Annotated in this window: 19 protein-coding genes and 1 riboswitch; of the genes, 17 read left to right on the forward strand and 2 right to left on the reverse strand. The window is 71.7% G+C overall.

What is annotated here, in order from left to right; translation table 11 throughout:
- The first annotated feature begins 2 nt into the window (after positions 1 to 2).
- From ftsW to ACFFQA_RS30485, 11 genes are all read left to right on the forward strand, one after another.
- Entirely contained in the window at positions 3 to 1,472 is a 1,470-nt protein-coding gene (gene ftsW, locus ACFFQA_RS30435) for a putative lipid II flippase FtsW (protein ID WP_377859802.1), read from the forward strand.
- Positions 1,473 to 1,512: 40 nt separating this feature from the next.
- Positions 1,513 to 2,622, forward strand: a complete 1,110-nt coding sequence (gene murG / locus ACFFQA_RS30440; RefSeq protein ID WP_377859804.1) for an undecaprenyldiphospho-muramoylpentapeptide beta-N-acetylglucosaminyltransferase — start codon at positions 1,513 to 1,515, stop codon at positions 2,620 to 2,622.
- Positions 2,623 to 2,659: 37 nt separating this feature from the next.
- A complete protein-coding gene (gene murC / locus ACFFQA_RS30445) occupies positions 2,660 to 4,099 on the forward strand; it encodes a UDP-N-acetylmuramate--L-alanine ligase (protein WP_377859806.1) in 1,440 nt (479 codons plus the stop codon).
- Positions 4,096 to 4,914, forward strand: coding sequence for a cell division protein FtsQ/DivIB (locus tag ACFFQA_RS30450; RefSeq protein WP_377859808.1), 819 nt, complete (start codon positions 4,096 to 4,098; stop codon positions 4,912 to 4,914). The genes murC and ACFFQA_RS30450 overlap by 4 nt, the downstream gene beginning before the upstream one ends.
- 486 nt (positions 4,915 to 5,400) lie before the next feature.
- Entirely contained in the window at positions 5,401 to 6,756 is a 1,356-nt protein-coding gene (gene ftsZ / locus ACFFQA_RS30455) for a cell division protein FtsZ (RefSeq protein ID WP_377859810.1), read from the forward strand.
- Positions 6,757 to 6,948: 192 nt separating this feature from the next.
- Positions 6,949 to 7,650, forward strand: a complete 702-nt coding sequence (gene pgeF, locus ACFFQA_RS30460; RefSeq protein WP_377859811.1) for a peptidoglycan editing factor PgeF — start codon at positions 6,949 to 6,951, stop codon at positions 7,648 to 7,650.
- 82 nt (positions 7,651 to 7,732) lie between these two features.
- A complete protein-coding gene (locus tag ACFFQA_RS30465; protein WP_377859813.1) occupies positions 7,733 to 8,464 on the forward strand; it encodes a YggS family pyridoxal phosphate-dependent enzyme in 732 nt (243 codons plus the stop codon).
- Positions 8,465 to 8,535: 71 nt separating this feature from the next.
- Positions 8,536 to 9,150 (forward strand): cell division protein SepF, encoded by a 615-nt coding sequence (locus ACFFQA_RS30470; RefSeq protein ID WP_377859815.1) that lies wholly within the window; start codon positions 8,536 to 8,538, stop codon positions 9,148 to 9,150.
- Positions 9,151 to 9,169: 19 nt separating this feature from the next.
- Positions 9,170 to 9,454 carry a YggT family protein gene (locus ACFFQA_RS30475; protein ID WP_377859817.1) on the forward strand — a complete coding sequence of 95 codons (285 nt, stop codon included), beginning with the start codon at positions 9,170 to 9,172 and terminating at the stop codon, positions 9,452 to 9,454.
- Between the two features lie 51 nt (positions 9,455 to 9,505).
- The gene (wag31, locus tag ACFFQA_RS30480; RefSeq protein ID WP_377859819.1) at positions 9,506 to 10,327 is read left to right on the forward strand and encodes a DivIVA-like cell division protein Wag31; all 822 of its coding nucleotides are present in this window, start codon (positions 9,506 to 9,508) and stop codon (positions 10,325 to 10,327) included.
- 47 nt (positions 10,328 to 10,374) lie between these two features.
- Positions 10,375 to 10,929, forward strand: coding sequence for a hypothetical protein (locus ACFFQA_RS30485; protein ID WP_377859821.1), 555 nt, complete (start codon positions 10,375 to 10,377; stop codon positions 10,927 to 10,929).
- 75 nt (positions 10,930 to 11,004) lie between these two features.
- On the opposite strand, the gene ACFFQA_RS30490 is transcribed toward ACFFQA_RS30485, so the two are convergent.
- On the reverse strand, positions 11,005 to 11,508 hold the full coding sequence (locus tag ACFFQA_RS30490; protein WP_377859823.1) for an SRPBCC family protein: 504 nt from the start codon (positions 11,506 to 11,508) through the stop codon (positions 11,005 to 11,007).
- Between the two features lie 68 nt (positions 11,509 to 11,576).
- Between ACFFQA_RS30490 and ACFFQA_RS30495 the strand changes: the two genes are divergently transcribed.
- From ACFFQA_RS30495 to ACFFQA_RS30520, 6 genes are all read left to right on the forward strand, one after another.
- Positions 11,577 to 12,179 (forward strand): TetR/AcrR family transcriptional regulator, encoded by a 603-nt coding sequence (locus tag ACFFQA_RS30495; protein WP_377859825.1) that lies wholly within the window; start codon positions 11,577 to 11,579, stop codon positions 12,177 to 12,179.
- Positions 12,176 to 12,460 carry a DUF167 domain-containing protein gene (locus ACFFQA_RS30500; RefSeq protein WP_377859826.1) on the forward strand — a complete coding sequence of 95 codons (285 nt, stop codon included), beginning with the start codon at positions 12,176 to 12,178 and terminating at the stop codon, positions 12,458 to 12,460. The genes ACFFQA_RS30495 and ACFFQA_RS30500 overlap by 4 nt, the downstream gene beginning before the upstream one ends.
- Before the next feature lie 109 nt (positions 12,461 to 12,569).
- Positions 12,570 to 14,048: a potassium/proton antiporter gene (locus tag ACFFQA_RS30505; protein WP_377859828.1), complete on the forward strand. Its 1,479-nt coding sequence runs from the start codon at positions 12,570 to 12,572 to the stop codon at positions 14,046 to 14,048.
- A gap of 307 nt (positions 14,049 to 14,355) precedes the next feature.
- Positions 14,356 to 14,470, forward strand: a riboswitch (SAM riboswitch).
- A gap of 35 nt (positions 14,471 to 14,505) precedes the next feature.
- Entirely contained in the window at positions 14,506 to 15,849 is a 1,344-nt protein-coding gene (locus ACFFQA_RS30510; protein ID WP_377859830.1) for an aminotransferase class V-fold PLP-dependent enzyme, read from the forward strand.
- 30 nt (positions 15,850 to 15,879) lie between these two features.
- A complete protein-coding gene (gene lspA / locus ACFFQA_RS30515) occupies positions 15,880 to 16,461 on the forward strand; it encodes a signal peptidase II (RefSeq protein WP_377859832.1) in 582 nt (193 codons plus the stop codon).
- A gap of 70 nt (positions 16,462 to 16,531) precedes the next feature.
- On the forward strand, positions 16,532 to 17,458 hold the full coding sequence (locus ACFFQA_RS30520; RefSeq protein ID WP_377859834.1) for an RluA family pseudouridine synthase: 927 nt from the start codon (positions 16,532 to 16,534) through the stop codon (positions 17,456 to 17,458).
- A gap of 86 nt (positions 17,459 to 17,544) precedes the next feature.
- On the opposite strand, the gene ACFFQA_RS30525 is transcribed toward ACFFQA_RS30520, so the two are convergent.
- Positions 17,545 to 18,522, reverse strand: coding sequence for an Lrp/AsnC family transcriptional regulator (locus tag ACFFQA_RS30525; RefSeq protein ID WP_377859836.1), 978 nt, complete (start codon positions 18,520 to 18,522; stop codon positions 17,545 to 17,547).
- Positions 18,523 to 18,541: the final 19 nt, after the last annotated feature.

Here is an 18,541-nt window from a genome sequence, read left to right on the forward strand (position 1 = left end):
CGATGCCGCGAAGCACCGACGGGACGACGACCACGGCACCGAAGAAGGCACGCCGGTCGGCCCGGCCGCGGCGTCAGGGCAGGGCCGCGTCGATGCGCAGCGCGCTGACCGCGTGGCTGAGCCGCCCGCTGGCGTCGTTCCACCTGATCCTGGCCGTGTTCGGGCTGCTGACCGTGCTCGGCCTGATCATGGTGCTGTCGGCGTCCAGCGTCGAGTCCTACAGCAAGGAGGGCTCGTCCTACTCGGTGTTCGTCAAGCAGCTGGCCTACACCGTCGTCGGGCTCGTGCTGTTCTGGCTGATCCTGCGCATGCCGCTGCGGGCGATCCGGCGGCTGACGCTGGTGTTCATGGTGATCAGCGTGCTGCTGCTGATCTTCGTGCTGATCCCGACGCCGATCAGCGCCACGCTCAACGGCGCGCGCAGCTGGTTCAAGATCGGCCCGGTCTCCTTCCAGCCGGTGGAACCGGCCAAGATCGCGCTCGCGCTGTGGGGCGGGCACGTGCTGGCGACCAAGCGCGCGCTGCTGCACCAGTGGCGGCACATCCTGGTGCCGGTGATGCCGGCGGCACTGGTGATGTTCGCGCTGCTGATGCTCCAGCCGGACCTCGGCAGCACGGTCACGCTGATCATCATCGTGCTGTCGCTGCTGTGGTTCGCCGGGGCTCCGATGCGGTTGTTCGGCGTGCTCGCGCTCGGGGCCGCGACCGGCTTCGGCGTGCTCGCGGTGACCGCCGGCTACCGGCTCGACCGGCTGACCTCCTTCTTCGACCCGGAGAACGCCTCGGGTGACTCCGTCTACCAGGCCTCGCAGGCGCTCTACGCGCTCGCCGACGGCGGGTTCCTCGGGGTCGGGCTCGGCCAGGGCAGCGCCAAGTGGCGGTACCTGCCCAACGTGCACAACGACTTCATCTTCGCGGTGATCGGCGAGGAGCTCGGCCTGGTCGGCTGCCTGCTGGTGCTGACCCTGTTCGGTCTGCTTGCCTACTCCGGCCTGCGGATCGCCATGCGCAACACCGACCCGTGGATCCGGTTGGTGTCGGCCACCTTCACCGTCTGGCTGGTCGCCCAGGCCGCGATCAACATGGGCTACGTGGTCGGCCTGCTGCCCGTCACCGGTCTCCAGCTGCCGCTGATCTCCTCCGGCGGCACCTCACAGGTGATGACCATGGTGGTGTTCGGCCTGCTGGCGAACTTCGCGCGGCACGAGCCCGAGGCGGTGGCCGCACTGCGTTCACTGGGACCTGGCAGAGTGGGCCGCCTCCTGCGGCTGCCCGCGCCGGAGCCGTACCGGCCACCGGCACGCCGCAGGTCCGCGCGGCCGTCCACCCCGCCGAAGCCCGCGGGCAGGCCGACGGTGCACCGCGGCAGCGCCGTGCACCAGCTCGACGACCGGCGCAGAACCCGCCGCAACCCGGCGGCCACGGACACCAGACGGCGCGGGAACTGGCGCCAGACACAGGACAACCGTTGACCCGCCAGGGGTCGGCGGCGAACACGGAGGTACCTCAGTAGTGAACGGGCAGGACGGCACCATCAGCACCACGGGCCCGTGCGTGGTCGTGGCGGGCGGCGGTACCGCCGGACACATCGAGCCCGCGCTCGCGCTGGCCGACGCCGTGCGCCGACTCCGCCCGGACGCGCGGGTGGTCGCACTGGGCACCGCGCGCGGCCTGGAGACCAAGATCGTTCCGGCGCGCGGCTACCAGCTGGAGCTGATCCCGCCGGTGCCGCTGCCGCGCAAGCCCAGCCCGGACCTGCTGAAGCTGCCGCTGAAGGTGCGCGGCGCGGTCAAGCAGACCAGGGAGGTCTTCGACCGGCACGGCGCGAGCGTTGTGGTCGGCTTCGGCGGCTACGTCGCCCTCCCCGCCTACCTCGCGGCCCGCGGCCGGGTGCCCATCGTGGTGCACGAGGCCAACGCCCGCGCGGGCCTGGCGAACAAGGTCGGCGCGCGCTTCGCCGCCGCCGTCGCCGCCGCGGTCCCCGGCAGCGGCCTGCCGGACGCGCGGGTGCTCGGCATCCCGCTGCGCCGCTCCATCACCTCGCTGGACCGGATGGCGCTGCGCGCCGAGGCCCGCCGCCACTTCGGGCTGCACCCGCACGCCCCGACGCTGCTGGTGGTCGGCGGCTCGCAGGGCGCGCAGTCGCTGAACAACGCGGTCTCCGGCGCGGCGGTCGCGCTCGGCCAGGCCGGGATCGGCGTGCTGCACGCGCACGGCCCGAAGAACACCCTCGCGGTGCAGGGCGTTCCGGGCGCTCCGATCTACCAGCCGGTGCCGTACCTGGAGCGGATGGACCTCGCCTACGCCGCGGCCGACGTGGTGCTGTGCCGCTCCGGCGCGATGACCGTCGCCGAGGTCTCCGCCGTCGGGCTGCCCGCGGTGTTCGTGCCGCTGCCGCACGGCAACGGTGAGCAGGCCCTCAACGGCCAGCCGATCGTGGACGCCGGTGGCGCGCTGATGATCGACGACGCCAACCTGACCCCGCAGTCGGTGATCGACACCGTGATCCCGCTGCTCCGGGACGCCGAGCGCGTGGCGAAGATGGGCGCCGCGGCGCAGGGCAGCGGTCACCGGGAGGCCGACGAGGCGCTCGCCCGCATGGTGCTTGGCGTTATGCGATGAGAGCCGTTGACCGGCCGTTGACCGACGGGGGAGCGCAATGACCGATCTTGACCTGCGGCTGGCCAGAACACACCTGGTCGGCATCGGCGGTGCGGGGATGAGCGGGATCGCCCGCATCCTGCTCGCCAGGGGCGCGGAGGTCTCCGGCTCCGACGCCAAGGACTCGCGGACCGTGCTGGCGCTGAAGGCCCAGGGCGCGCACATCGGGCTCGGCCACGAGGCCTGGCACCTCGACCAGGTGCCCGGCGGGCCGACCGCGGTCGTGGTCTCCACCGCGATCCGCAAGGACAACCCGGAGCTGGTCGCGGCGCAGAAGCGCGGGATCACCGTGCTGCGCAGGGCCGAGGCGCTGGCCGCGCTGATGGCCGGGCACCGGGTGGCCTGCATGGCGGGCACGCACGGCAAGACCTCGACCACGTCGATGCTGACCGTGGCGCTGCAGCACTGCAGGCTCGACCCGTCCTTCGCCATCGGCGGCGACCTGAACGAGTCCGGGGCCAACGCCCACCACGGCTCCGGCGGGATCTTCGTCGCGGAGGCCGACGAGAGCGACGGCTCGTTCCTGGTGTTCTCGCCGTCGGTGGCGGTGGTGACCAACGTGGAGGCCGACCACCTCGACCACCACGGCACCGTCGACGCCTACGTCGCGGTGTTCGACTCCTTCGTCGAGCGGATCACGCCCGGCGGTGTGCTGATCGCCTGCGCCGACGACGAGGGTTCGGCCGCGCTGGCCGACCGTGCCGAGGCCGCCGGGGTGCGGGTGCGCCGCTACGGCCGCAAGGCCACCGGCGAGAACGACGCGGTGATCGTGGGCTACGAGCCCGCGGACTCCGGCGGCAAGGTCACGCTGCGGCTGCCGAAGCAGCTGGCGGAGAACGGGTCTGCCGAGCCGATCACCGTCGACGTCGCGGTCGCCGGTGAGCACATGGCGGCCAACGCGGTCGCCGCGCTGCTGGCCGGGCTGGAGCTCGGCGCCCCGCTGGACGGGCTGTGCTCCGGGCTCGCCGCGTTCGGCGGTGTCCGGCGGCGCTTCGAGTTCAAGGGCCAGACCCGCGGCGTGCGCGTCTACGACGACTACGCCCACCACCCGACCGAGGTCGCGGCGCAGCTCACCGCGGCGCGGCCGGTCGCGGGCGATGGCAGGCTGATCGTGGCCTTCCAGCCGCACCTGTACTCCCGGACCAGGTTGTTCGCCCAGGAGTTCGCCGAGGCGCTCGCCCTGGCCGACCACGTCGTGGTGCTGGACGTCTTCGGCGCCCGCGAGGAGCCGGAGCCCGGCGTGAGCGGGGCGACGGTGGCCGAGCGGATCGCGCTGCCGGAGGGCGAGGTGCGCTACGAGCCGTCGATCACCGACGCGCCGAAGTACCTGGCGCGGGTGGCGAGGCCCGGTGACCTGGTGATCACGATGGGCGCGGGCGACGTGACCATGCTCGGCCCCGAGGTGCTCGCCGAGCTCGACCGGGAGCCCGGGGCGTGACCTCACCGACGCGCGGGGCCAGGGCGGACCGGACAGGCGAGCCCTCGGCACGGGACCGTTCCGCCGACCGGCGGCGGGGCGGTTCTTCCGCGCGCGGTGGCCGCAGGCCCTCATCGCGCGGCCGGGGCGGTCGCAGGCCGGTCCGGCGGGTCCGCTCGCGGGTGCGGCCGTGGATGGTGCTGCTGGCCGTGCTCGTCCTGCTCGCCCTCGGCTACGTCGGCCTGTTCACCTCGGTGCTGGGCGTGCGCTCGGTCGAGGTCAGCGGGACGAAGACGATCACCGCGGACGAGGTCCGCACCGCGGCGGCGATCCCGGACGGGCACCCGATCCTGCGCCTGGGCACCGGCGAGGTGGCCGAGCGGGTGAAAGCCCTGCCGGTGGTCGCCTCCGCCGAGGTCGACTGGTCGTTGCCGTCCACCGTGACGATCGCGATCACCGAGCGCACCCCGGTCGCGGTCTTCCCCGCGGAGGACGGCACGAAGCTGGTCGACCGCACCGGCTCGCCGTACAGCACGGTGCCCTCCGCGCCGCCGGGCCTGCCGCTGCTCAAGCTCGCCCGCATCGCCCCGGACGACCCGACGACGCTGGCCGCGGTCGGCGTGCTCACCGCGCTGCCGGAGAAGCTGCGGGCCGAGGTGCAGGTGATCAGCGCGGAGAGCCCCGGCGACATCCGCCTCGCGCTCTCCGGCGACCGCGAGGTCCGGTGGGGTGGCACCGCGGAGTCACCGCGCAAGGCCGAGGTGCTGCTGGCGCTGCTGACCCGGCAGGGGTCGACCTACAACGTCTCCGCCCCGGACCTGCCCACGGTGTCCTGACCTGTGTGTCCACTGTGGACTACGGGCGGTGACGGCATGAGCTGCGCGAACTTTCGGTACCGGTCGGCTGGTGTGCGACGGGTGACGAAAATCCGGACCGACCGCGAACACCGCCCCCCGTCGCTCGGTAACGTATGGGGCGGTTGGGATCTGGTTCGCGGGATCGAGGGGGCCGGCCGTCACGCCGGAATTCTCGAATTGGGCAGAGATTTGCTCGACGGAGTGACCGTTGGGTGACCCTCTGTGGCCTGGGCCAGGGATTTTCGTCAGCCTGGTCACGGGTGCGGACTCGCGCGGCGTGGCTACTGGACCTCGCGTCAGGGCGTGCTTAACGTCGCCAGGTGAGGGGTTCTGGTTGGCAGTGGATCCAAGCCTCTTGTCGAGGTCGAGGGTTCGATCCGGGCCTGGCGCCGGGTGGCGACGGTCCAGCCCGCAACCACCGAAGTACTCCCATGCACACAAGCCACGATCAGGAAGGCGGATCCGATGACGCCCCCGCACAACTACCTCGCGGTGATCAAGGTCGTCGGCATCGGCGGCGGTGGGGTCAACGCCGTCAACCGCATGATCGAGGTTGGCCTGAAGGGCGTCGAGTTCATCGCGGTGAACACCGACGCCCAGGCCCTGCTGATGTCCGACGCCGACGTCAAGCTCGACATCGGCAGAGAGCTGACCAGAGGGCTCGGCGCGGGCGCCAACCCCGAGGTCGGCGGCAAGGCCGCGCACGACCACAAGGAGGAGATCGAGGAGGTCCTCAAGGGGGCCGACATGGTCTTCGTGACCGCGGGCGAGGGCGGTGGCACCGGCACCGGTGGCGCGCCCGTCGTCGCCTCGATCGCCCGCAAGCTCGGCGCGCTGACCATCGGTGTGGTCACCCGTCCGTTCTCCTTCGAGGGCAAGCGCCGCGCCAAGCAGGCCGAAGAGGGCATCCAGCAGCTGCGCAACGAGTGCGACACGCTGATCGTGATCCCCAACGACCGGCTGCTGCAGCTCGGCGACGTCGGCGTGAGCCTGATGGACGCCTTCCGCTCGGCCGACGAGGTGCTGCTCTCCGGTGTCCAGGGCATCACGAACCTGATCACCACCCCCGGTCTGATCAACCTGGACTTCGCCGACGTCAAGAGCGTCATGTCCGGAGCGGGCAGCGCGCTGATGGGCATCGGCTCCTCCCGTGGCGAGGGCCGCGCGGTGCAGGCGGCGGAGAAGGCGATCAACTCGCCGCTGCTGGAGGCCTCGATGGAGGGCGCGCACGGCGTGCTGCTGTCCATCTCCGGTGGCTCCGACCTCGGCCTGTTCGAGATCAACGAGGCCGCCTCGCTGGTCCAGGAGGCCGCGCACCCCGAGGCCAACATCATCTTCGGTACGGTCATCGACGACTCCCTCGGTGACGAGGTGCGGGTCACGGTGATCGCGGCGGGCTTCGACGGCGGCACCCCCACGCACAAGAAGCTGGAGCCGGCTCCGGTCACCAGCCGCACCGCGGTGGCCTCGGCCCAGGCGGGCCAGGTCGGCCAGCACCAGCCGGAGCCGGTGCAGCAGCAGCCAGAACCGCAGCCCGCGGTCCAGCAGGCCGTGGTCCAGCCAGCTCCGCAGCCGCAGGTCCAGGTCCCGCAGCCCGAGCCGCAGCCCCAGCCGCTGACCAGCGCCTACACCCCGCAGCCCGCTGTCCCGGCCACGCCGCAGGTCGAGCAGCAGCCGATGCCGCCGCGCAGCAACCCGACCCCGCCGGTCGGCCTGCCCGGCCACGGCCTCGGCGGTCACGGACTGCCCCCGCGCTCGGTCCCGGTCAGCGACGACCCCGAGGACGACGAGGTCGACGTCCCCCCCTTCATGCGCCGCTGACCCCCGCACCCCCGAAACGGCCGGGCTCGGCAGCCTCCTCCGCCTCACGGCGGAACCGGCTGCCCGCCCGGCCGTTTTCGCCATTCGCGGGCTTATGGACCTTTTCGAGCGCGCTCAGGCGTCCATAAGCCCGCGAATGGCCGGGATGGGGCGAGGGGGTAGAAAGTGGGCAGCGAGAGTGGAGGGGGCAGGGTGCGCGTTCGTCGGGTGATCACCACTAGGCAGGGCGGCGGATCGGTCGCCCCGTACGACTCGTTCAACCTCGGTGATCACGTGGGGGACGACCCCGCGGCCGTGCGCGCCAACCGCGTGCGGCTGGCCGAGGGGATCGGGCTCACCCCCGACCGGCTGGTGTGGATGGAGCAGGTGCACGGCCGGACGGTCGGCGTGGTCAAGGGACCCACCGCCGAGCCGGTCGAGGCCACCGACGCGCTCGTCACAACCGAGCCGGGGCTGGCGCTGGTCGCGCTGGTCGCCGACTGCGTTCCGGTGCTGCTCGGCGATGCCGAGGCCGGGGTCGTCGCCGCCGTGCACGCCGGGCGGGTGGGCGCGCGGGTCGGCGTCGTCCCCGCGACCGTCGAGGCCATGCGCGAGCAGGGAGCGGAGCCCGGCCGGATCGAGGCGCTGCTCGGACCCTCGGTGTGCGGCCAGTGCTACGAGGTGCCCGCCGCGATGCAGGCCGACGTCGAGAAGCACCTGCCGGGCAGCGCGTGCCGCACCCGCTCGGGCACCCCGGGACTGGACCTGCGCGCCGGGCTCTGGCAGCAGCTCGCCGACGCCGGGGTCGGCCGCATCGGGCTCGACCCCCGGTGCACCGTCGAGGACGAGACGTTGTTCAGCCACCGCAGGCAGGCGCCGACGGGCCGCTTGGCCGCCGTGGTCTGGATGGAGTAGGCGGAATGTGCTCTGTTCGGCCCAACGGCTCGCCGACGGCCGCGACCGATCTTGTGACAAGAGCCACGGAGGTGACCCGGGCATGACCGACGAACGCCGGGCGGAGCTCGCAGCGGCCCTCGCCGAGCTCCAGGAACGGATCGCCGCCGCCTGTGCCGCGGCGGGGCGCCGTCCCGACGAGGTCCGGCTGCTGCCGATCACCAAGACCTTCCCCGCCACCGACGTGGCCCTGCTCGCCGAGCTCGGCATGACCGAGTTCGGCGAGAACCGGGACCAGGAGGCCCGCGCCAAGTCCGAGGAGCTGCGCGGACTGGTCCAGGGGCCACCGCCGCGGCTGCACATGATCGGCAACGTCCAGCGGAACAAGGCGCGGTCGGTGCTGCGGTGGGCGTCGGTGGTGCAGACCGTGGACAGCCCCAGGCTCGCCGACGCGCTCGCGAAGGCCGTCGCGGCCGCCAGGGACGCCGGGGAGCGCGACGGGCCGCTGGAGGTGCTGCTGCAGGCGAGCATCGACGGCGACCCGGCGCGTGGTGGCTCTCCGTTACCGGAACTGGCCGACTTGGCCGATCGGGTAGCCCGTTCGGAGCAACTCAGTTTGCGGGGTGTGATGACTGTCGCACCACGGGATTGGGAGCCCGCCCGGGCCTTCGCCGCGCTTGCCGAAACTGCCGGAAAACTGCTCCTTGATCACCCGAATGCCGTGGAGATCTCCGCCGGCATGAGTCAAGATCTTGAGGCGGCGATAGCTCACGGCTCGACCTTGGTGCGTGTCGGAACCTCCCTGCTCGGAGGTCGGCGGTTAGCCTCGCTCTAGCAAGTCGACGGGGCGGCACCGCTGCTCTCGGCGGTGAGGGAGTCGCGTCTGACGACGGGGAAGGGCTGGCGATGAGCGGGCTGCAGAAGCTGAAGGCCTACTTCGGGATGGTCCCCGCCGACGAGGTGGACGCCTACGACCGGGACTACCGACGCGACTACTCCGACGACTACGCCGCCGAGGCCGACGACTACGAGCCGTACCCCGAGCGGTCTCCCCGGCGTCGCAGGTTCGGCCGCTACCAGCCGGAACTGGTCGAGGACGTGGACGACTACGAGGTCGAGCCCGACCGCACGCGGAGTAACCGGTGGGCCGGCACCCCGCCGACCCGCGGCGCGCTCGCGGTGGAGCCCGAGCACGAGCCGGTCAGCAGGGTCCGCCCGCCGATCGAGCACCCCGCGCACCCGCTGAGCCGGATCACCACGCTGCATCCGCGCAGCTACAGCGAGGCCAGAACCATCGGCGAGCACTACCGGGACGGGATCCCGGTGATCCTGAACCTGACCGAGATGGACAACGCCGACGCGCGTCGGCTGGTGGACTTCTCGGCAGGGCTGGCGTTTGCCTTGCGCGGCGCGTTCGACAAGGTCACCAACAAGGTGTTCTTGCTCTCACCGCCGAACGTCGACGTCACCGCGGAGGACCGCCGTCGGATCGCCGAAGGCGGCTTCCTCAACCGGGGCTGAGAAGTGGCAGAGTAGAAGCGTGAATCCGGTCTTTGTCGTCCTGTACTACCTGCTGTTCTTCTTCTGGCTGTTGCTCACGGCGCGGGTCGTGGTCGAGCTCGTTCGCGCGTTCGCGCGTGAGTGGCGTCCGGCCGGCGGGGTTGCGGTGACGCTGGAGACCATCTACACAGTGACCGACCCACCCGTGCAGCTGGCCCGTCGAGTGATTCCGATGGTCCGAATCGGGGGCGTCGGTCTGGACTTGTCGATTATGGTGCTGCTGCTGGTCGTGTTCATACTGATGCGACTGGTAAGCCCCGGGTAACGGGGAACCCGAGGCTGACCAGCAGCCAGGAGTGCGTGAGGTGATCTGAGGATGCCGTTGACCCCCGCCGACGTTCATAACGTCGCGTTCAGCAAGCCGCCCATCGGCAAACGCGGCTACAACGAGGACGAGGTCGATGCGTTCCTCGACATGGTCGAGAGCGAGCTCGCCCGGCTGATCGAGGAGAACAACGACCTGCGTGCCCAGGTCGAGGAGCTGGACGCCCAGCTCGGCTCGACCCGTTCCGAGCTGGACGACGCGCGTTCGCGTTCGGCCGGTTCGGTCCCCGCCGCCCGCTCGATGGACGAGCCCCGCCGCCTGGCGCCGGTCCCGCCGCCCAGCGTGATGGAGCAGACCTCGCCCGGCAGCGGCGACCACCACGTCCAGGCCGCCAAGGTCCTCGGCCTGGCGCAGGAGATGGCCGACCGGCTCACCGCCGAGGCCAAGGCCGAGTCCGACGGCATGCTGTCGGAGGCCCGCACCAAGTCCGAGCAGCTGCTCTCCGAGGCCCGTGCCAAGGCGGACAGCATGGTCAACGAGGCGCGCACCCGCGCCGAGACGATGCTCAACGACGCGCGCACCCGCTCGGAGACGCTGGAGCGCAAGGCGCTGGAGAAGTCGACCGCGCTGGAGCGCGACGCGCAGCGCAAGCACGCCGAGGTCATGGGCAGCATCACCCAGGAGAAGAACAGCCTGGAGAAGGAGATCGACAAGCTGCGCACGTTCGAGCGGGAGTACCGCACGCGGCTGACGACCTTCCTGAAGTCCCAGCTTGGCGAGCTGGAGGGCCGTGCGTCCGCCGCTCCGTCCGAGGGCAGGGGCACCCAGAGCGGTGGCTACACCTTCGGTGCGCGCGCCGCAGAGGCCGGCTGATCCGGTCTCCGACGTGGTGCGCCTGCGTGATGGGGCGTGCTTGAGAAGTGCTGTACGTAGTCCTGCTGTTGGTTCTGGCCGCTTTCGGCCTGTTGGTCCTCGCTCTCGCCTCCGGTGCGATCGGATGGGCGTGGGGCTCGGTGGCGCTGAGCGTGGCCGCCGCGGTGGTGCTGGTCCTGGACTGGGCCGCACGCCGTAGGCGCCGTGACGTGCCCGCTGAGGCGGACGAACGGGCCAGGGAGGCGAAGGCCGTCGACACGACGGCAGCGAGCGCAGGGGCGAACTCCGGCCCCGATGACGCCGTTGCCGAGGCGGCGCCGGAGAGCGACAGCGGACGACCTCGGTTGGCATCGGACGATCCCGAGCCCGCCGAGGAGGACACCGACGCGGCCGACCTGCTGGTCGTGGCGGGCCTGACCGACGAGGTCGTGGTGGTCGACGAGCGGCCCAGGTACCACTTGCCCAGCTGCGAGTGGGCCCGAGGACACGCGACCATGCCGCTGCCGGTGCGTGAGGCACGCGAGCTGGGGTTCACCCCGTGCGCGCTGTGCACCCCGGACGCGGTGCTGGCCACCGTGCACCGGACCTCGCGGGCCAGGTAGGACGAAGAAAGACGCGCGGTGGGGTGGGTCGCCCAGGAGAGGCGACCCACCCCACTGACTCGTTTCCGGGGCCTGTCAGACCCTCGCGCCGTACTTGCGCTCGAAGAGCCGATGGCACAGCCGGACCCACGGCGACCACCGCGCCGGGCGGGCCGGTGGGTGGCCGACGGCGACCGCCACGCGGTCGAGCAGGTCCTCCAGCAGCGCGTCGTGCATCCAGCGGATCACCAGCGGCCACAGCAGCCGCATCGTGCCCACCGTCCTTCCGGCCACGGTGTGCCGGACGATCGCCGTGCCCGGTCGAGGCCCGGGCAGCACCTCCAGGGTGTGCGTGCCCTTCAACGCCATCTTCGGCGAGAACGTGAACTCCACCAGCCTGCCCGGCTCGTAGGCGGTGCAGTCGTACCTGATCGGCCCGTGGCCGCCTCGGGCACCGACGCCGAGCGGCCGGTCCATGGCGATCATGGGCCATCGGTTGACCGGCCAGATCGTGCGGTCGGGGTCGAGCAGCTCGTCCAGCAGCGCGCCCGGGGTCGCGGCGTCGACCGGGAGCTCGCGCTCGTGCACGTTGTGAATCATGGTTCCCCACCTCCACGCCCTTCCATACGGGACCGTATGGAAGCTGACCGTACGGTAGCGTATGGAACGTGACGGTCAAGCGTGATGCGGGGCACGGGGTGCGCAAGCGCCTGACCCGGCGGGACTGGACGGCCGAGGCGCTGCTGGCCCTCGCTGATGGCGGGCTCAAGGCGGTGGCGATCGAGCCGCTCGCCGCACGGCTGGGCGCCACCAAGGGCAGCGCCTACCACCACTTCCCGAACCGGGACGCGCTCGTGGTGGCGATGCTGGAACGCTGGGAGACCGAGCACACCGAGGCGGTGATCACCGCGGTGCAGGACGAGCCGGACCCGCTGCGGCGGCTGCGGTTGCTGATCGCCACGGTGATCTCCGAGGACGGCGCCGACGCGTCCGTGGAGCTCGCGCTGCTCGCCGCGGCCGATGATCCGCTCGTGGCACCGGTTCTGCACCGCGTCACCGAGCGGCGGGTCGACTACATCGCCGCGGTGGTCGGAGAACTTGGCTTCGCGCGGCCGAAAGCGCGACGGCGGGCGCTGATGGCGTACTCCGCCTACCTCGGGCACGCGCAGCTTCGGCGGATGGCGGGCGACATGCTGCCGGGATCCCGTGCGGCGCAACGGGTCTATCTCGACGAGATGGTCGCGTTGCTGAGCGAGGGACTCGGTGAGTGAGCGGGTTCAGGTTCGCGGTGCGCGTCAAACCCGGTGCCCGCAAGGACTCCGTCGGCGGCAGGTGGGACGCGGGGGACCGGCCCGCGCTCGTGGTCGCCGTTGCCGCTCCCGCTGTTGAGGGGAAGGCCAATGAGGCCGTGCGCCGGGCGCTGGCGAGGGCGTTCGGCGTGCGGCGCCAGGATGTCGCCGTGGTGAGCGGGGATCGCGGTCGTGACAAGGTGATCGAGCTCGACCCGTGCCCGGAGGACGCCGCGCGGCGGCTCGCCGAGCTGCTCGGTTGAGGGTTACACCGCTTTCGAAACACGAGATCAACGACTCGTCATATCCGAGTTCTTGCGCACAGCGGCGACAATGGACCCCAGGTAACACGGCGCGAGCGCTGGAGGCGGAGTGACGGAGCTGTCGCTGGGACTCGGGATCGGCTCGTTGGTGGTGCTGATCGCGGTGCTCGCGGTGCGGGCCTCGGTGCGGCTGGGACTACCGTCACTGTTGCTCTACCTCGGGATCGGGCTGTTACTCGGCGAGGCGGGCTTCGGCATCCTCTTCAGCGATGCCCGGCTGACCCAGTACCTCGGTCTCGCCGCGCTGGTGGTGATCCTCGCGGAAGGCGGGCTCACGACGCGGTGGACCAACGTCCGCCCCGCGCTCGGGCTCGGCATCGCGATGTCCACTGTGGCCGTCGCGGTCAGCATCGGCGTCACCGGGGCTGGGCTGCACCTGCTGCTCGGCCTCGACTGGCGGACCGCGTTGCTGTGGGGCGCGGTGGTCTCCTCCACCGACGCCGCCGCGGTGTTCAGCGTCCTGCGCGGCTTGGGGGTGCACCGCAGGATCTCCGGGACTCTTGAGCTGGAGTCGGGGCTCAACGACGCGCCGGTCTACATCGCCGTCGTCCTCCTCGCCGGAAGCGACCCGGTCAGCTGGTGGACACCGGGGCTGGTGGTCTACGAGCTCGCGGTCGGCGCGGTCGTCGGCATCGCGCTCGGCTGGTTCGGCAGCCAGGCCCTGCGTCGCGCGGCGCTCCCCGCGACCGGTCTCTATCCACTTGCGACAGTCGCGGTCTGCGTGCTCGCCTACTCGGCGGGACAGGAGCTGCACGCCTCAGGCCTGCTCGCCACCTACGTCGCCGGGCTGGTGCTGGGCAACGCGAGGCTGCCGCACCGCGCCGACACGCTCTCGTTCGTGGAAGGACTGGGCTGGCTCTCGCAGATCGGCCTGTTCGTGTTGCTGGGCCTCTACGCCTCGCCGGGGCGGCTGCCCAGCGTCATCGTCCCGGCGTTGATCACCGGTGCGGTGCTGGTGCTCCTCGCCCGGCCGCTGTCGGTGTTCGCCTCGGCGCTGCCCTTCCGGGTGCCGTGGCGGGAACAGGTGTTCCTCTCCTGGTCCGGGCTTCGCGGTGCGGTGCCGATCGTGCTCGCGCTGATCCCGGTCACCGAGGAGGTTCCCGGCGCGCAGCAGCTGATCGACGTGGTGTTCGTGCTCGTGGTGGTGCTGACGCTGATCCAGGGCACGACACTGCCGCTGGTGGCCCGCGTGCTCGGGTTGGTGCGTCGCGGCGAGCCGCAGGAGATCCAGGTCGACGCGGCCCCGCTCGACGAGCTCGGCGCGGAGCTGTTGCAGGTGCGCGTCCCGGACGGCTCGAAGCTGCACGGCGTCTACATCAGCGAGCTGCGCCTGCCGGTGGGTGCCACGGTGAGCCTCGTGGTGCGCGGGAGATCCGGCTTCACCCCGCAGATGACCACGCGCGTGCAGGTGGGCGACCAGCTTTTGATCGTGACCACCGAGGACGTGCGCGAGGTCGCGGAGCGCAGGATCCGAGCGGTCGACCGGGCCGGCCGCTATGCGCGGTGGAAGGGCGAGCTGGGGGACTGACCTCCGCCGTTCGGGAGCTCGGGTCGAGCGCAACCCTGCCCGTTACCTTGTGTGCCAAGACTGTGCGAGTTCTGGCCGGGAACGCTTTGCCTTGTGGGAGCAGTTCCGGGGCGCATGTGCTGCGGGCTGTCCCACGGCGAGGTCTTCGGCGGCTGCCCAGTTGGTTCCAGGGCTAGGTGTACAACTCGGCATTGCGCGCTGCTTCCCTTGGCGCGCAACGCCTTCTGGAGGTTGTGCCGTGGATCGCATTCCAGGATCTGGACGGGGGCTGGCGCGTTCGCCCGGCGTCGGCTAGCTTCGGGTGCAAGGTCATGAGTGCCAGCGTCAAGCCCTAGCTTGCTGGTCGGCAACCCTCCAACCGCGGTGGGGTGCCCTAGGTGAGGACCTGGTTCGCCGTGAGGTACGGCGGACAAGCGCGGACTCCCCGGTGAGTCCCGACGGACTCACGGAGGTCGCAGTGTCGCTCGCGTTCGCCCCCATCCGCTCCTCGGTTCCCGCCGTCGTGGGCTCGCGGCTGACGGTTCCGCTGGTCACCGGTGAGCTGGTGCCCTACGCCAACCTCGACCACGCCGCCAGCGCCCCGTGCCTGGAGCAGGTCCGCGACGCCGTCGACGAGCTGCTGCCCTGGTACGCCAGCGTGCACCGGGGCGCCGGCTTCGCCTCCCAGGTCTGCACCCGCATCTACGAGCAGGCCCGGCACGCGGTGCGCCGCTTCGTCGGGGCCCGCCAGACCGACGCGGTCGTGTTCACCCGCAACACCACGGACTCGCTGAACCTGTTGGCGCGCAGCGTTCCCAAGGGCACCAGCGTCTTCGTCTTCGACACCGACCACCACGCCGCGCTGCTGCCGTGGCGCGGTCCGCGGGTCAACCGGCTGCGCACCCCCGCGACGCCCGCCGAGGCCGTGCGCGTGCTCGACGAAGCCCTCAAGGCAGCCCCGGTCGGTCCCCGCCTCGTGGTGATCACCGGCGCCTCCAACGTCACCGGCGAGGTGTGGCCGGTCAACGACCTCGTCCGGTGCGCGCACTCGCACGGCGCACGGACGGTGCTCGACGCCGCGCAGCTCGCCCCGCACCGACCGGTCGACGCCAGCGCGAGCGAGGTGGACTACGTCGTGCTGTCCGGGCACAAGCTCTACGCGCCGTTCGGCGCGGGTGCGCTGGTCGGTCGCTCGGACTGGTTGCAGCAGGCAGAGCCGTACCTGCTCGGCGGCGGTGCCACCCGCAACGTCGTCGACTGGGGCGACCACCTGGGCGTGAGCTGGTCGAAGGTGCCCGAGCGGCACGAGGCGGGCTCGCCGAACGTGGTCGGCGTGCACGCGCTCGCCGTGGCCTGCGGAGTGCTGGCGCGGCAGCGCTGGGAGGACGTCAAAGCGCACGAGGACAAGCTGTTCACCCAGCTCAAGGCCGGTCTGGCCACGGTGCCGGGGTTCCGTGAGCTGACGCTGTTCGGCGACGAGGCCCCCGACCGGGTCGGCGTCGTCAGCTTCACCGTCGACGGGCACGATGCCGGGCTGCTGGCGGCGATCCTGTCCGCCGAGTACGGCATCGGCGTGCGGGACGGCGCGTTCTGCGCGCACATCGCCACCAAGCGGCTGATCTCCGACAGCGGCGCCGATGGCGGACGCGCGCTGCGCATCAGCCTCGGCCTCGGCAACAACGCCGAGCACGTCTCGCGGGTGGTCGGCGCGCTGCGGCGGATCGTCACGGACGGCCCGAAGTGGAACTACGAGCTCGTCGACGGCCGCTGGACTCCGCGGAACGACCCGCGCCCGCTGCCGCCGTTCCTGGCCGACGTCTGATCCGCGACGCTGGTCAGGGACAATGGCCGGGTGAGCGACAATGACCCGGTGAGCACCGAGGGCACCACACCGACCCCCGAGCCGCCGCCACGCAGACTCGGACTGTTCGCCGGGTTGGCCGTGGTCGTGCTCGGGCTGGACATCGTCACCAAGCTCTGGGCGGTCGCCACCCTGGAGGGCCAGGAGCCGATCCGGCTCTTCGGAGGCGCGCTCTACCTGGTGCTCGTCCGCAACCCGGGCGCGGCGTGGTCCATCGGCGCCGACTACACCTGGCTGCTGTCGCTGATCATGGCCGCGGTCGCGGCTGCCATCCTGTTCTTCGCGCCCCGCCTGCGCTCGGGCGGCTGGGCGGCCGGGCTCGGCCTCGTGCTGGCCGGGGCGCTTGGCAACCTCGGCGACCGGCTGTTCCGCCCGCCGGGCTTCCTGCACGGCCACGTCGTGGACTTCCTGTCGCTGTTCGCCCCGGACGGCTCGGTCTGGCCGGTGTTCAACGTCGCCGACTCCGCGATCTGCGTCGGCGGCGCGCTGATCGTGCTGATGGCGCTGCTCGGCCGGGAGTACGACGGCACGCTGATCGAGAAGAAGTCCTCGAAGAAGGGAACCTCGTCGTGAGCGAGCTTGCGAGCGAACCATTCACCACAGCGGCTTCGCTCACGATCCACCGAGCTTGCGAGGTGGGCTCGTGAGCGCACGCACCCTGCCGGTGCCGGACGGCCTGGAGGGCATGCGCGTCGACGCGGGCCTGTCGAAGCTGCTCGGCCTGTCCCGCACGGTCGTCGCCGGGCTCACCGAGAACGGCGACGTCCTGGTGGACGGCCGTCCCGTCGGCAAGTCCGACCGGCTCACCGCGGGCTCCTGGCTGGAGATCACCCTGCCGGAGCCGGAGCGCCCGGTGGAGGTCCAGGCCATCGCGGTCGAGGGCCTTGAGGTGCTGCACGAGGACGACGACATCGTGGTGGTCGACAAGCCGGTCGGCGTCGCGGTCCACCCGAGCCCCGGCTGGACCGGCCCCACGGTGGTCGGCGGCCTCGCGGCGGCGGGCGTGCGCATCGCGACCTCCGGCGCGGCGGAGCGCCAGGGGGTCGTGCACCGCCTGGACGCCGGGACCACGGGCGTGATGGTCGTCGCGAAGAGCGAGCACGCCTACTCGGTGCTGAAGCGGGCGTTCAAGGAGCGCACCGTGGACAAGGGCTACCACGCCTTGGTCCAGGGCCACCCCGACCCGTCCCGCGGCACCATCGACGCGCCGATCGACCGCCACCCCAAGCACGACTACAAGTTCGCGGTGATGAACGGCGGCAAGGACTCGATCACCCACTACGAGGTGATGGAGGCGTTCCGCGCGGCGTCCCTGGTCGACGTGAAGCTGGAGACCGGTCGCACGCACCAGATCCGCGTCCACTTCTCGGCGCTGAAGCACCCGTGCGTCGGCGACCTGACCTACGGCGCGGACCCGGTGCTGGCCAAGCGGCTCAAGCTCACCCGCCAGTGGCTGCACGCCCGCACCCTCGGCTTCCACCACCCGGCGGACGGCCAGTGGGTCCAGTTCGTCTCCGAGTACCCCGCCGACCTCGCCGACGCCCTCGAAACCCTCCGCGCCGAGTCCTGACCCATACCCGCCATTCGCGGGCTTATGGACGTCTCAGCACGTGCGAAACGGTCCATAAGCCCGCGAATGGCCGGGTAGCGGGTGGGTCAGTCGAGGGTGGTCCAGGAGAGGCTGCGCTTGTCGTCGTCGGAGCGGGCGCTCCACCTGACCGCGACGACGTCGGTGGACTCGGGGAGCACGTAGACCGTGTGGCCGCCCGCGGTCTCTCCCGGCTGCACACCGATGCGGTGCGGCGGGCGGGAGGACAGCGAGACCGGCGCCTTGGCGATCTGCCTGCCGTCCTTGGCGACCAGCATCAGGTACAGGTCGGGCAGGGAGGCGAAGGGGATCTGGCCGCGGTTGGTCAGCTCCGTGTGCACGACGACCGCTCGTTCGCCCTCCTGGAGGCGGTAGCCCGCCGCCGTGAACAGGAAGTCCGCCGGGTCGACCACCTCGACCAGCTGGATCGCCAGCTGCTCGCCTTCGAGGCCGATGGTCTCCAGGGTGGTGCCGATCTTGCCGGTGCGGGGGCCGGTCGGGGTGGCGGGCTGCTGGTCGCCGCGAGCCCAGGACGAGCTCTGCGGCGGACCCCAGGTGCTCAGCACCGGATCCGACGGGGGCAGGGGCTGCTGCGGGACGGGCTGCGCTGGGAACGGCGTGCTCTGCGGGTGCTGCTGCGCGGGGAACGGGGTGCTCGGCGGGCCGGGCATGAACGCCTGCGGCGGGTGAGCCCCGGTGTGGCCACCGTGGACCGGGTACGGGCCGCTGTGCCCGGGCGGGTAGGGGCCGCTGGGCGTTCCGTGCACCGGGTAGGCACCGCTCGGTGTGCCGTGCACCGGCTGCTGGGGCGGGGGCGGGTAGCCCCACTGCGGCGGCGGGGGCGGAGCGAGCGCCGCTCTGAGTCCGTTCGGGTCGCACTCGACGCCCACGAGCAGCGGGAGGCCGGTCGCGGAGAGGGCGATCAGCCGGGAGGCCACCTCGCGGGCGTCCATTCCGGCTCTCGCGGCGATTTCGTGCACTGCCGCACGGCCCGCCTCCGCGACCAGAGCGAGCAGACGGGCATCGACGGGATCGGGCACAGCCACGCACGGCACGCTACCCCGT

Origin of the sequence: Allokutzneria oryzae (assembly GCF_042429765.1) — a bacterium.
In the GTDB taxonomy this organism is placed as follows: domain Bacteria; phylum Actinomycetota; class Actinomycetes; order Mycobacteriales; family Pseudonocardiaceae; genus Allokutzneria; species Allokutzneria oryzae.

Excerpts from the sequence above, each read along its gene's own strand:
- ftsW (WP_377859802.1), top strand. The coding sequence starts at position 3 with ATGCCGCGAAGCACCGACGGGACGACGACCACGGCACCGAAGAAGGCA.
- ACFFQA_RS30490 (WP_377859823.1), bottom strand. The coding sequence starts at position 11,508 with ATGATTCACAACGTGCACGAGCGCGAGCTCCCGGTCGACGCCGCGACC.
- ACFFQA_RS30465 (WP_377859813.1), top strand. The coding sequence starts at position 7,733 with ATGACCGACGAACGCCGGGCGGAGCTCGCAGCGGCCCTCGCCGAGCTC.
- murC (WP_377859806.1), top strand. The coding sequence starts at position 2,660 with ATGACCGATCTTGACCTGCGGCTGGCCAGAACACACCTGGTCGGCATC.
- wag31 (WP_377859819.1), top strand. The coding sequence starts at position 9,506 with ATGCCGTTGACCCCCGCCGACGTTCATAACGTCGCGTTCAGCAAGCCG.
- ftsZ (WP_377859810.1), top strand. The coding sequence starts at position 5,401 with ATGACGCCCCCGCACAACTACCTCGCGGTGATCAAGGTCGTCGGCATC.
- ACFFQA_RS30470 (WP_377859815.1), top strand. The coding sequence starts at position 8,536 with ATGAGCGGGCTGCAGAAGCTGAAGGCCTACTTCGGGATGGTCCCCGCC.